Raw genomic sequence first — 12,604 nt, 5'->3', positions numbered from 1 at the left:
GCGCGGGCGTTCATCAGAACATGGTGTACAGGGAGTAGAAGATCGCAGAGATAGCGATAAGGCCCATGATAACCACAAACACGTTGCTGACCTGGCCGCTGTACTTGCGCATGGCAGGCACTTTCTGAATTGCGTACATCGGCATCAGGAACAGAATCATCGCGATAACCGGGCCACCCAGGGTTTCAATCATGCCCAGGATGCTTGGGTTCAGGGTCGCTACCGCCCAGGTGGTGAGCAGCATGAACAGTGCAGTGATTTTGTTCAGCTTGTTGATTTCAATGCTCTTGCCTTTACCGCGCAGAGATTTAATCACCATACCGTTGAAGCCTTCACGCGCGCCCAGGTAGTGGCCCAGGAAGGATTTGGTGATGGCGATCATCGCGATGATCGGTGCCATCCACGCAATCAGCGGTGCGTTAAAGTGGTTCGCCAGGTAAGACAGAATAGAGATGTTCTGTTCTTTCGCTGCCGCCAGATCCGCCGGGGAGAGGCTCAGTACGCAGCTGAAGACGAAGAACATCACGGTCAGCACCATCATCACGTGAGCGCGGGCCAGGATGCTGGAGCACTTCTTCTCTGCACCATTACCGTACTCTTCGCGTTTCGCCACGGCGAAAGAGGAGATGATTGGGGAGTGGTTGAAGGAGAAGACCATTACCGGGATCGCCAGCCACAGGGTCATCAGCAGGCCGTTACCGGTCGCAGACGCGCTGCTCAGGGACAGGGTTTCCAGCGCTGCACCGTTCCACTGTGGAATCAGGTAGCAGGCCAGCAGCATCAGCGCAGCCACAAACGGGAAGACCAGCACGCTCATGGCCTTAACAATCATCTGCTCGCCGAAGCGCACGATGGTCATCATGCCGACGATCAGGATCAGAGACAGAATGGCACGCGGTGGCGGCGTCATGTGCAGCTGGTGCGTCATGAAGCTTTCAACGGTGTTGGTGATCGCCACGCTGTAGACGAGCAGGATTGGGTAAATCGCGAAGAAGTAGAGCAGGGTAATCAGTTTACCTGCGCCAACGCCGAAATGTTCTTCAACCACTTCGGTGATGTCTTCGCCCGGGTTTTTACCGGACAGCACGAAGCGGGTCAGACCGCGGTGTGCGAAGTAGGTCATCGGGAAGGCGATGATGGCCATGATGATCAGCGGAATCAGACCGCCGACGCCTGCGTTGATAGGAAGGAACAGTACACCAGCGCCGATTGCCGTGCCGTAAAGGCCCAGCATCCACATGGTATCCGTTTTGCGCCAACCACTTCGGGATTCAATCGAAGCAACGGTGCTGGTTTGAGTGGTTTCCATCTGTATCTCCTGGAGGAAGCAAATTGTCAGGTTTTTAGTCAAATCCGATGAAAAAGTGCCTGACGGTAATATGAAATTCGTTCAGTGACGGTTTTTTAATAATTTTCGCCCGTAACTATTGGCGGGCGGAAAGATACATTCTCGTTATGAATCTATCAGTGATCGCGATCCCAAATGCAATAATCCACTTATGATGTGGGCATCTTTAGACCATTTATCTGTTAAAAAAACATCAAATAGAATTTACGGGCGCGAAGGCTACCACCAACGACATGTGGGCTAAAAGAGCGGCCCGCAATATAGGTGTCTTCCGCTGTAAAGATATGGCTTTTTAGGATTTTCTTGCGGGTAATTTAGTTTAAGGCTGATAAATTACGGTTGTTAAATGGAGGTAATCGATTGCGTTCGCCGTAAGTTTGTTAAAGTTATAAGTGAGGCCTATGAATTGATTCGCTAATAAAAAAGCCGGGACCCGCTACAGGGTGCCCCGGCTTTGAGAAGAAGAAACTGAGCGTTACGTGCAGATTTCGTAGCACGGAATGTAGGCTGAACCCGGCAACTTCATGCGGTGTTGAGCCACAAAGCCCTGAAGCATGTCGTCCATACGGCGCATCATCTCCGGGTCGCCGTGGATCTTGTACGGACCATACTGCTCAATCGCGCGGATGCCCATCTCCTTCACGTTGCCCGCCACAATCCCGGAGAAGGCGCGACGCAGGTCGGCGGCCAGCACTTCCACCGGCTGGTCCGGGTAGAGTTTCAGGTTCGCCATATTTTCATGGGTCGGCTCGAACGGGATCTGCAGGTCAGGCGCAATACGGATTGACCAGTTAAAGCTGTACGCATCACCGGTATCACGACGATTCTCTTTCACCAGCGGCATCGCTTTTTTCATCTGGCGCGCCACTTCCGCCGCATCATCAATGATGATGCGATAGTGACGACGCGCGGCTTCTCCCAGCGTATGCACGATAAACTCGTCCAGCACGCGGAAGTAGTCGGCGCTCTCTTTCGGGCCGGTCAGGATCAGTGGCAGAACCTGATCTTTGTTGGCCGGGTTCATCAGAATCCCCAGCAGATAGAGCAGCTCTTCCGCCGTTCCCACGCCGCCCGGGAAGATGATAATCCCGTGAGCGATACGAACAAACGCCTCAAGACGCTTCTCGATATCCGGCATGATAATCAGCTCATTGACCAGCGGGTTAGGCGGCTCAGCGGCGATGATTGACGGCTCGGTCATGCCGATAAACCGCCCCTCTTTGTAACGCTGCTGCGCATGACCCACGGCTGCACCTTTCATTGGTGCTTCCATTGCACCCGGACCACAGCCGGTACAGATATTCAGCTCGCGCAGGCCAAGCTGCGTTCCGACCCGACGGGCATAGAGATATTCGGTTTCGTTAATCGAGTGGCCGCCCCAGCAGACGACCATGTTTGGTGCTTCGCCAACGTGCAGGGCGCGGGCGTTGCGCAGAATAGAGAACACCAGGTTGGTGATATGAACGGAGCTTTCCAGGTCGAGATGCTGGAAGCGGCCCGCGTTGTGAATCTGCCCGTTAACAAACAGGATGTCGCGCAGGACGGCAAACAGGTTGGCCTGAAGGGAACGAATGATACGCCCGTCGACAAAGGCCTCTTCCGGCGGGTTGATCACTTCCAGTTTCACGCCACGCTCGCGGCGCAGCACGTTAATATCAAAGCTTTCGAAGCGGGACAGCAGTTCTTTACTGTTATCTGTCAGGCTTCCGGAGTTCAGTACGGCAAGTGAACAGTTACGAAACAGTTGATAAAGATCGCTGCTGGCCGTGCGTTTAAGCATGTCCACTTCCAGCTGCGACAACATATCCATTGAGCCAAGCGGGCTAATATGTGTAATCAAGTGAGCTCCTTATGGGACGATTATCGTCATTCCCTTTGATTACAATAGCCCTGGCACGTGACGTTTCACAACACTTCGGCGGAATACCGCACGCATATTGTGAAAATATTTATATTATTGACGCACCAGCCGGCCCGTTGCTGGCACAAAATCGGTGTTGGTGCGCCACGGGTTAATGTCCAGCCCGCCACGGCGGGTATAGCGCGCGTAAACGCTCAGTTTCTCCGGCTGGCAGAAACGCTGAATATCGTTAAAAATACGCTCCACGCACTGCTCGTGAAATTCGTTGTGATGGCGGAACGACACCAGATAGCGCAGCAGTTTTTCCCGGTCAATTTTCGGGCCGCGGTACTGGATCTGCACCGAACCCCAGTCCGGCTGGTGGGTAATCAGGCAGTTGGACTTCAGCAAATGGCTGACCAGCGTCTCTTCAACCACTTTTCCGCCCGCCGCGTTTTCGAGGTAATCGGCGCTGAATTCATAATTCTCCACCTCGATGTCCTGCTCGTCGATGCAGGTCCCGTGGAAGTGGGCAATGGGCTGTCCTTCCAGCTCATGCAGGCGGTATAACGAGACGGACACGTTCCCCTGCGCGCAGGCGGCTAAATCCCGCTCCAGCGTTTGCTGAACCTCGTCCCAGCTGTTGAATCGGGTCTGGTTGAAGCTGTTAAGATAGAGCTTAAAGCTTTTGGATTCCACCAGGTTCACGCTGGCATAGTCCAGCTCAACGTGGCCCACGGCCACCTGCGGCAGACCGCGCGCGTTAAGCCAGGAGAGTTCGTACAGCGTCCAGATATCGCCGCCGACAAACGGCAACGCGTCCGCATGCAGTCCAAGAGGATCGCGGTTCAGGCTGCGCGGCACGCCCTGCAGCAGGCTTGCATCGTAGGTATCGCGGTAATCGGTCGATTTACCCAGCGTTAGGCCGGTTAACGCCTGATGATTTTCGTAAGACATGTTTCATAGCCACTTTACAGGTACACTTATGGGCAGAGTTTATCCTGTCTTACAAGAAGAGAGAAATCGGTGGACATCGAAACTGCAAATGCCCTTACTACCTTCACAACCCGCTATTGCGACGCGTGGCATGAAAAGCACGGAACATGGCCGCAAAGCGCTGATTTATATGGCGTGCCGTCGCCGTGCATTATCTCTTCGCAGGATGACTATGTTATCTGGCAGCCGAAGCCCAATACCGCTGAGCAAAATGTAAATGCGGTTGAACGGGCTATAGACCTTGTGGTACAACCAGCGGTTCACGCGTTTTATGCCACGCAGTTTGCAGGGGATATGCCCGCGCGCTTGGGTGATTTGACGCTGACGCTGTTGCAGACCTGGAGCGAAGACGATCTGCAGCGTGTTCAGGAAAACCTGATTGGTCATCTGGTCACGCAAAAACGCCTTAAGCTTTCTCCGACGCTCTTTATTGCCACGCTGGACAGCGAACTGGATGTGATATCCGTCTGCAACCTGTCCGGGGAAGTGATTAAAGAGACCATCGGTACCCGCAATCGCGAAACTCTCGCCCCCTCTCTTGCGGATTTCCTTACCCGGCTTGAGCCACTTCTGTAATCCATGATGCTACGACGCGTGTGAGAGATCTCTTACAAGGTTTGTGAGAGATCGCTGGATCATTCAGTATTGCCTTATTTAATTCAGATTAATATCACTCTGTTTTTCAAAGAATTAGTTGTTCATCGCATCTTTTTTAGGGATTTCTTACGGCTTACAGTGCTGCAAGGGTGGGTTGTAAGACGAAGCGGAATAGCGGATTCTATCTCCGTCGACAGGACGCCGACACGAGAAACGAACATCAGGATGATGGCGTTTCTTACTCAGGACACGTCAGGATGGCGCTGCAGGAAGGCTTCAGGATGAAGCAAAAGGATAACGCAGGACGCGTAAGGGACACCTCCAGGAAGGAGAACGAGAACCGAACAGGATGGTCGGTGGGTCAGGAAGGCCAGGACGTTTCAGGATGAAACAAACACGTCAGGAAGATGTGTGCAGGATGCAAAAGGTATAAGGATGATCAGGCCTTCGGGCATCAGGAAAAGTTGTCACGGAAGAGCAGGGAGCACGAATTGTAGCTGGAATGCTGCGAAACGAACCGGGAGCACTGTTTTTACAGTGCTCCCTTTTTTATTTCTGTCTTCCGCAATGCTATGCTGCGCGCCGTTCACTTTTTCAGTTGAGGTTACTATGACGCAACACGATAGCGTTCGTGCTCAGTTGCACGCCATCGAAGCCCTTTTGCGCCAGCATCAGCTGTGGCAGGAGACCGCGCCGAATCCGGAAGCGTTTGCCAGTACCCAGCCATTCTGCCTGGATACGCTGGCACCGTTCGAGTGGCTTCAGTGGGTATTAATCCCGCGCATGCACGCGCTGCTGGAAGGCGGCCACCCTTTGCCGCAGGCGTTCGCCGTTTCTCCCTACTATGAAATGGCGCTCGAAGCGACGCACCCTGCTCGCGATGTGATGCTGGTTGAACTGGAAAAACTGGACGCCCTGTTTGCCGGTGAAGAGGCATGACGCTGGAAATCCTCTATCAGGACGAGTGGCTGGTGGCGGTGAATAAACCGTCTGGCTGGCTGGTGCACCGCAGCTGGCTGGATCGCGATGAGAAAGTGGTGGTGATGCAAACCGTGCGCGACCAGATTGGTCAGCATGTGTTTACCGCGCACCGCCTCGACAGACCGACTTCCGGCGTGCTGCTGATGGGGCTTTCCAGCGAGGCGGGCCGCCTGCTGGCTCAGCAGTTCGAACAGCACCAGATCCAGAAGCGCTACCACGCGATCGTGCGTGGCTGGCTGACCGAATCCGCCACGCTGGACTATCCGCTGGTGGAGGAGCTGGACAAAATCGCCGATAAATTTGCCCGCGATGACAAAGGCCCGCAGCCCGCGGTGACGGATTATCGCGGCATGGCGACAACGGAAATGCCGGTAGCAACCAGCAAATTCCCCACCACGCGCTACAGCCTGGTTGAGCTTTTGCCCAAAACCGGACGCAAGCACCAGCTTCGCCGCCATCTTGCGCACCTGCGCCACCCGATTATTGGCGACAGCAAGCACGGCGATCTGCGCCAGAACCGCAGCGCGGCAGAGCATTTTGGCTGTAACAGACTGATGCTGCACGCCAGCGAGCTTAGCCTGACTCACCCGTTTACCGGTGAAACACTGATTATTCGTGCCGGGCTGGACGACGTCTGGATGCAGGCGCTGTCACAGTTTGGCTGGCGGGGACAACTCCCCGAAAATGAAAGGGTTGAGTTTGCATCGGGCAACGTTCAGGATGAACGGTAAGCGCAATAATTACGGGAGCAAAGCATGGCTGAAGTAGGCATTTTTGTCGGCACAATGTACGGCAACTCGCTGCTGGTAGCGGAAGAGGCTGAGGCGATTTTGACAAGCCAGGGCCATAAAGCCACGGTCTATGAAGACCCGGAGCTGGCGGACTGGGAAAAGTATAAAGATAAATACATTCTGGTAGTGACCTCCACCACCGGTCAGGGCGATCTCCCGGACAGCATCGTGCCGCTTTTCCAGGGCATTAAAGATCGGCTTGGCTACCAGCCGGACGTTCACTACGGCATTATTGCCCTTGGCGATAGCTCTTACGCCAACTTCTGCGGCGGCGGCAAGCAGTTCGATGCGCTTCTTCAGGAACAGAGCGCCCAGCGCGTCGGCGAGATGCTGCTGATTGATGCCGGTGAGCATCCTGAACCCGAAAGCGAGTCGAACCCGTGGGTTGAACACTGGGCAACGCTTCTTAAATAGTTTCGTAGGCCGGGTAAGGCGTAGCCGCCACCCGGCAACAAAGCCGCATCAAATCCTCAATTCCGTGAAGTATCTTCCACTGCTTTGGGCTTATGCCTTAAACCACGTTCCCCACACTCCTCAATGTTGTGTTTCTGCACGGTGAGCGAACCTGTCACTCCTTCATATACTTTTCCGGTCACAATAAAACGGCTTCACGCCGTACTAAAACGACAAAACTTATCTCATTCTGATTACCCTACCGGTGCTGTACAGAATGAACAGGCGAAAGCTATGTTTCAGGAGTGCAACAATGAGTACATTAAGCCACGCAGCGAGCAGCGCTGAAAAGCGCACTAACGCCCGCTACTGGATAGTGGTGATGCTGTTTATCGTCACGTCCTTTAACTATGGTGACCGCGCCACGCTGTCGATTGCCGGCTCGGAGATGGCAAAAGACATCGGCCTTGATCCGGTGGGCATGGGTTACGTTTTCTCTGCATTCTCGTGGGCCTACGTCATCGGCCAAATTCCTGGCGGCTGGCTGCTGGACCGTTTTGGCTCTAAACGCGTCTATTTCTGGTCCATCTTTATCTGGTCTGCTTTTACCCTTTTGCAGGGTTTCGTCGATATCTTCAGCGGCTTTGGCATTATCGTGGCGCTCTTTACGCTGCGCTTTCTGGTAGGCCTGGCGGAAGCCCCTTCCTTCCCGGGCAACAGCCGCATTGTCGCGGCCTGGTTTCCTGCGCAGGAGAGGGGAACAGCGGTGGCAATTTTTAACTCTGCCCAGTATTTCGCGACGGTGATCTTTGCGCCCATTATGGGCTGGCTGACGCATGAGGTGGGCTGGTCGCACGTCTTCTTCTTTATGGGCGGGCTTGGGATCGTCATCAGCTTTATCTGGCTGAAAGTGATCCACGAACCGAATCAGCACCCTGGCGTGAACAAGAAGGAGCTGGAATACATTGCTGAGGGCGGGGCGCTGATCAATATGGATCAGAAATCTGACAAAGCAAAAGTCCCCTTCAGCCAGAAATGGGCGCAGATCAAGCAGCTCGTCGGCTCGCGCATGATGATCGGTATCTATCTCGGTCAGTACTGTATCAACGCCTTAACTTACTTCTTTATCACCTGGTTCCCGGTTTATCTGGTGCAGGCGCGCGGCATGTCGATCCTCAAAGCGGGGTTTGTTGCCTCGGTCCCGGCAATCTGCGGCTTCATCGGCGGCGTGCTTGGCGGGGTCATTTCCGACTGGCTGATGCGCCGCACGGGTTCGCTGAACATCGCGCGTAAAACGCCGATTGTGCTCGGCATGCTGCTCTCCATGACCATGGTGTTCTGTAACTACGTCAGTGCCGAGTGGATGATTATCGGCTTTATGGCGATGGCCTTCTTCGGCAAAGGGATTGGCGCGCTGGGCTGGGCGGTGATGGCGGATACGGCACCGAAAGAGATCAGCGGCCTGAGCGGCGGTCTGTTCAATATGTTCGGCAACGTTTCCGGGATTGTTACACCTATCGCTATCGGCTACATCGTCGGCACCACGGGGTCTTTCAACGGCGCGCTGATCTACGTTGGTGTGCATGCCCTGGTGGCGGTGCTGAGTTACCTGGTGCTGGTGGGCGATATTAAACGCGTTGAACTTAAACCTGTCGTGGAGCGCGGATGATGACAACACAATCAAGCCCTGTCGTCACGGAAATGAAAGTTATCCCGGTGGCCGGTCAGGACAGCATGCTGCTCAATATTGGCGGCGCGCATAACGCATGGTTTACCCGCAATATCGTGGTGCTGATCGATAGTGCAGGCAACACCGGGGTAGGTGAAGCCCCCGGCGGGGAAGTGATCTACCAGACCCTGGTAGAGGCTATTCCACAGGTCGTAGGCCAGGAAGTGGCTCGTCTGAACAAGGTGGTTCAGCGGGTGCATAAGGGCAATCAGTCGGCGGACTTTGATACCTTCGGCAAGGGCGCGTGGACGTTTGAACTGCGCGTCAATGCGGTCGCCGCCCTGGAAGCGGCACTGCTGGATTTACTCGGTAAAGCCCTTAACGTTCCGGTCTGCGAACTGCTGGGGCCGGGCAAACAGCGCGATGCGGTCACCGTGCTGGGCTATCTGTTCTACGTTGGCGATCGCAATAAAACCGATCTCCCTTATCTGGCTCGTTCACCGGGTGACCACGACTGGTATCAGCTGCGCCATCAGGAAGCGCTCTCCAGCGAGGCGGTGGTCCGGCAGGCTGAAGCTGCTCAGGATCGCTACGGCTTTAAGGATTTCAAGCTGAAAGGCGGCGTGCTGCCCGGCGAGCAGGAGATTGAAACGGCCCGGGCGCTGAAAAAACGTTTCCCGGAGGCGCGCATCACCGTCGACCCGAACGGCGCCTGGCTGCTGGATGAGGCGATTAGCCTGTGTAAAGGTCTCGGTGACGTGCTGACCTACGCGGAAGACCCGTGCGGCGCCGAGCAGGGCTTCTCAGGCCGCGAGGTGATGGCCGAATTCCGCCGCGCAACCGGGCTGCCGGTTGCGACCAATATGATCGCCACCAACTGGCGCGAAATGGGCCACGCGGTGATGCTGAACGCCGTCGACATTCCGCTGGCAGACCCGCACTTCTGGACGCTCTCCGGCGCGGTTCGCGTGGCGCAGCTGTGCGATGACTGGGGCCTGACCTGGGGCTGCCACTCCAACAACCATTTCGATATCTCGCTGGCAATGTTTACCCACGTTGGCGCGGCGGCGCCGGGTAACCCGACCGCCATCGACACCCACTGGATTTGGCAGGAAGGCGAAGCTCGCCTGACGAAAAATCCGCTGGAGATCAAAAACGGTAAAATTGCCGTACCCGATGCGCCGGGGCTGGGCGTGGAGCTTGACTGGGATCAGGTTCATCAAGCCCATGAGGCGTATAAAAAGCTACCGGGCGGCGCACGTAACGACGCGGGCCCGATGCAGTACCTTATCCCCGGCTGGACATTTGACCGTAAGCGCCCTGTTTTTGGACGTCACTGATAAAAGGATTACACGATGAGTACTTTTACGACCCCTGTCGTCACCTCCATGCAAATCATTCCGGTCGCAGGTCATGACAGCATGCTGATGAACCTGAGCGGGGCGCATGCGCCGTTCTTCACGCGCAATATTGTCATTATCAAAGACAATGCCGGCCATACCGGCGTGGGTGAAATTCCAGGCGGGGAGAAGATCCGCAAAACGCTGGAGGATGCCATTCCGCTGGTGGTGGGCAAAACGCTGGGTGAGTACAAAAATGTCCTCAACACCGTGCGCAATACCTTTGCCGATCGCGATGCCGGCGGCCGCGGCCTGCAAACCTTCGATTTGCGCACCACTATCCACGTGGTGACCGGCATTGAAGCCGCGATGCTGGATCTGCTGGGCCAGCACCTGGGCGTTAACGTCGCGTCGCTGCTGGGCGAGGGCCAGCAGCGCAGTGAAGTGGAGATGCTCGGCTATCTGTTCTTTGTCGGCGACCGCAAGCTGACGCCGCTGCCGTATCAGAGCCAGCCGGATGACCAATGCGACTGGTACCGCGTTCGTCACGAAGAAGCGATGACCCCGGATGCGGTGGTGCGGCTGGCAGAAGCCGCGTATGAAAAATATGGCTTCAATGATTTCAAACTGAAAGGCGGCGTGCTGGCGGGGGAAGAGGAGGCGGAAGCCATTACCGCGCTGGCAAAACGTTTCCCGCAGGCGCGCGTGACGCTGGATCCGAACGGCGCGTGGTCGCTTGATGAAGCGATCAAAATTGGTAAGCAGCTCAAGGGCGTACTGGCCTACGCCGAAGATCCATGCGGGGCTGAGCAAGGCTTCTCGGGCCGCGAAGTCATGGCGGAATTCCGTCGCGCTACGGGGCTACCGACCGCGACCAATATGATCGCCACCGACTGGCGTCAGATGGGTCACACGCTCTCTCTGCAATCGGTGGATATCCCGCTGGCGGACCCGCACTTCTGGACAATGCAGGGCTCGGTTCGCGTGGCGCAGATGTGCCACGAGTTTGGCCTGACCTGGGGTTCGCACTCCAACAACCATTTTGACGTGTCGCTGGCGATGTTTACCCACGTTGCCGCCGCCGCGCCGGGCACCATTACCGCTATCGACACGCACTGGATCTGGCAGGAGGGTAATCAGCGCCTCACCAAAGAGCCGTTTGAGATCAAAGATGGCATGGTGCAGGTGCCGTCCACGCCGGGGTTGGGCGTTGAGCTGGATATGGATCAGGTAATGAAAGCACACGAGCTGAATCAGAAACACGGTCTGGGCGCGCGCGACGACGCGATGGCGATGCAGTACCTGATCCCTGACTGGACATTCGACAATAAACGTCCGTGCATGGTACGATAAACGCACTGGGACCGCTCCCATGAGCGGTTTCCTACGTGGTGTATGCTTAACGTAACGACTATGCGTAAGGATGGCTTATGAAAATTGTTATCGCACCGGACTCGTATAAGGAAAGTTTGAGTGCGCTTGAGGTTGCGACAGCGATCGAGCGCGGTTTTCGCGAGATTTTCCCTGAGGCGGAGTACGTCAAACTGCCGGTCGCTGATGGCGGTGAAGGCACGGTTGAGGCGATGATCGCGGCAACCCGGGGACGCATTGTGCACGTTCCGGTGACCGGTCCGCTGGGCGAGCGCGTGGACGGATTTTATGGAATATCCGGTGACGAGCAGAGCGCCTTTATTGAAATGGCGGCGGCAAGCGGTCTGGAACTGGTAGCCCCTTCACTGCGTGACCCTCTGAAAACGACCTCCTGGGGCACGGGGGAACTTATCCGCCACGCGCTGGATGCGGGCGTTAAGCATATCATCATCGGTATCGGTGGCAGCGCCACCAATGACGGCGGCGCCGGGATGGTGCAGGCGCTGGGGGCTAAGCTGCTGGACGACAATGAACAGCCGCTGGGGCAGGGCGGGGGCGAGCTGGATAAGCTTGCGCGGATCGACCTGAGCGGCCTCGACCAGCGTCTGGCGGAGTGCCGGATAGAAGTCGCCTGCGATGTGACGAATCCGCTCACCGGTAAGGATGGCGCGTCAGCGGTATTTGGCCCGCAAAAGGGCGCTACACCCGAGATGATCGTCACCCTGGACAACGCGCTTGCGCACTATGCGAGAGTCATTGCCCGGGATCTGGACATTGATGTGCTCAACCTTGCTGGCGGCGGTGCAGCGGGTGGCATGGGCGCGGCGCTGTACGCTTTTTGTGGCGCGCAGTTGCGCCAGGGCATTGAGATTGTGACCGATGCGCTACACTTGGCCGACCAGGTGGCCGATGCGGATCTGGTGATCACCGGGGAAGGCCGCATCGACAGCCAGACGATCCATGGCAAAGTGCCGGTAGGAGTGGCGAAAGTGGCGAAACGCTTTAATAAGCCCGTTATCGGTATTGCAGGTAGCCTGACGGCGGATGTTGGCGTTGTACACGATCACGGCTTAGACGCGGTGTTTAGCGTGATCTACACCATCTGCTCGCTGGAGGACGCGCTGGAAAATGCCAGCGAGAATGTACAGATGGCCGCAAGGAATATCGCGGCGGTGCTGAAAGTGGGGCAGGGGATGTAGTTCTCCCTCTCCCCGTGGGAGAGGGGCGGGGTGAGGGCATCAGGCCGCACCCGCAATCGTAGGCCCGGTAAGGCGAAGC

General features: G+C 56.2%; 11 protein-coding genes. 8 read left to right on the top strand and 3 right to left on the bottom strand.

Going from position 1 to position 12,604, the window contains the following annotated elements; all coding sequences use genetic code 11:
* Positions 1–13 precede the first annotated feature (13 nt).
* From AC2FAJ_RS17470 to queF, 3 genes are all read right to left on the bottom strand, one after another.
* Positions 14–1,309 carry an HAAAP family serine/threonine permease gene (locus tag AC2FAJ_RS17470; RefSeq protein WP_028014268.1) on the bottom strand — a complete coding sequence of 432 codons (1,296 nt, stop codon included), beginning with the start codon at positions 1,307–1,309 and terminating at the stop codon, positions 14–16.
* A 514-nt stretch (positions 1,310–1,823) separates the two neighbouring features.
* Complete coding sequence (gene ppnN, locus AC2FAJ_RS17465; RefSeq protein WP_023309027.1) at positions 1,824–3,188, bottom strand: nucleotide 5'-monophosphate nucleosidase PpnN; 1,365 nt, start codon at positions 3,186–3,188, stop codon at positions 1,824–1,826.
* A gap of 114 nt (positions 3,189–3,302) precedes the next feature.
* Positions 3,303–4,145 carry an NADPH-dependent 7-cyano-7-deazaguanine reductase QueF gene (gene queF / locus AC2FAJ_RS17460; protein ID WP_048957216.1) on the bottom strand — a complete coding sequence of 281 codons (843 nt, stop codon included), beginning with the start codon at positions 4,143–4,145 and terminating at the stop codon, positions 3,303–3,305.
* A gap of 69 nt (positions 4,146–4,214) precedes the next feature.
* On the opposite strand from queF, the gene syd reads away from it, so the two are divergent.
* The 8 genes from syd (at position 4,215) to AC2FAJ_RS17420 (ending at position 12,525) form a co-directional block, all read left to right on the top strand.
* Positions 4,215–4,760, top strand: coding sequence for a SecY-interacting protein (gene syd / locus AC2FAJ_RS17455; protein WP_485454354.1), 546 nt, complete (start codon positions 4,215–4,217; stop codon positions 4,758–4,760).
* 630 nt (positions 4,761–5,390) lie between these two features.
* Positions 5,391–5,720: a YqcC family protein gene (locus AC2FAJ_RS17450; RefSeq protein WP_028014265.1), complete on the top strand. Its 330-nt coding sequence runs from the start codon at positions 5,391–5,393 to the stop codon at positions 5,718–5,720.
* Positions 5,717–6,493, top strand: coding sequence for a tRNA pseudouridine(65) synthase TruC (truC, locus tag AC2FAJ_RS17445; protein WP_045629953.1), 777 nt, complete (start codon positions 5,717–5,719; stop codon positions 6,491–6,493). Before AC2FAJ_RS17450 ends, truC begins: the two co-directional genes overlap by 4 nt.
* A 24-nt stretch (positions 6,494–6,517) precedes the next feature.
* On the top strand, positions 6,518–6,967 hold the full coding sequence (locus AC2FAJ_RS17440; RefSeq protein WP_028014263.1) for a flavodoxin: 450 nt from the start codon (positions 6,518–6,520) through the stop codon (positions 6,965–6,967).
* Between the two features lie 292 nt (positions 6,968–7,259).
* The gene (gene gudP / locus AC2FAJ_RS17435; RefSeq protein WP_041908405.1) at positions 7,260–8,615 is read left to right on the top strand and encodes a galactarate/glucarate/glycerate transporter GudP; all 1,356 of its coding nucleotides are present in this window, start codon (positions 7,260–7,262) and stop codon (positions 8,613–8,615) included.
* A complete protein-coding gene (locus AC2FAJ_RS17430; RefSeq protein ID WP_485454385.1) occupies positions 8,615–9,955 on the top strand; it encodes an enolase C-terminal domain-like protein in 1,341 nt (446 codons plus the stop codon). Before gudP ends, AC2FAJ_RS17430 begins: the two co-directional genes overlap by 1 nt.
* 15 nt (positions 9,956–9,970) lie before the next feature.
* Entirely contained in the window at positions 9,971–11,308 is a 1,338-nt protein-coding gene (gene gudD, locus AC2FAJ_RS17425; protein WP_485454353.1) for a glucarate dehydratase, read from the top strand.
* Between the two features lie 77 nt (positions 11,309–11,385).
* Positions 11,386–12,525, top strand: coding sequence for a glycerate kinase (locus AC2FAJ_RS17420; protein WP_059355340.1), 1,140 nt, complete (start codon positions 11,386–11,388; stop codon positions 12,523–12,525).
* The last annotated feature ends 79 nt before the right edge of the window (positions 12,526–12,604 follow it).

The sequence above is a fragment of the Enterobacter cloacae complex sp. 385G4 genome (genome assembly GCF_057320665.1).
Note: the sequence above shows the minus strand (reverse complement) of the source record. Positions and strands in the feature narration are given on the sequence as shown.

Excerpts from the sequence above, each read along its gene's own strand:
- AC2FAJ_RS17430 (WP_485454385.1), top strand. The coding sequence starts at position 8,615 with ATGACAACACAATCAAGCCCTGTCGTCACGGAAATGAAAGTTATCCCG.
- AC2FAJ_RS17450 (WP_028014265.1), top strand. The coding sequence starts at position 5,391 with ATGACGCAACACGATAGCGTTCGTGCTCAGTTGCACGCCATCGAAGCC.
- AC2FAJ_RS17440 (WP_028014263.1), top strand. The coding sequence starts at position 6,518 with ATGGCTGAAGTAGGCATTTTTGTCGGCACAATGTACGGCAACTCGCTG.
- gudD (WP_485454353.1), top strand. The coding sequence starts at position 9,971 with ATGAGTACTTTTACGACCCCTGTCGTCACCTCCATGCAAATCATTCCG.
- AC2FAJ_RS17420 (WP_059355340.1), top strand. The coding sequence starts at position 11,386 with ATGAAAATTGTTATCGCACCGGACTCGTATAAGGAAAGTTTGAGTGCG.
- AC2FAJ_RS17470 (WP_028014268.1), bottom strand. The coding sequence starts at position 1,309 with ATGGAAACCACTCAAACCAGCACCGTTGCTTCGATTGAATCCCGAAGT.
- gudP (WP_041908405.1), top strand. The coding sequence starts at position 7,260 with ATGAGTACATTAAGCCACGCAGCGAGCAGCGCTGAAAAGCGCACTAAC.
- queF (WP_048957216.1), bottom strand. The coding sequence starts at position 4,145 with ATGTCTTACGAAAATCATCAGGCGTTAACCGGCCTAACGCTGGGTAAA.
- truC (WP_045629953.1), top strand. The coding sequence starts at position 5,717 with ATGACGCTGGAAATCCTCTATCAGGACGAGTGGCTGGTGGCGGTGAAT.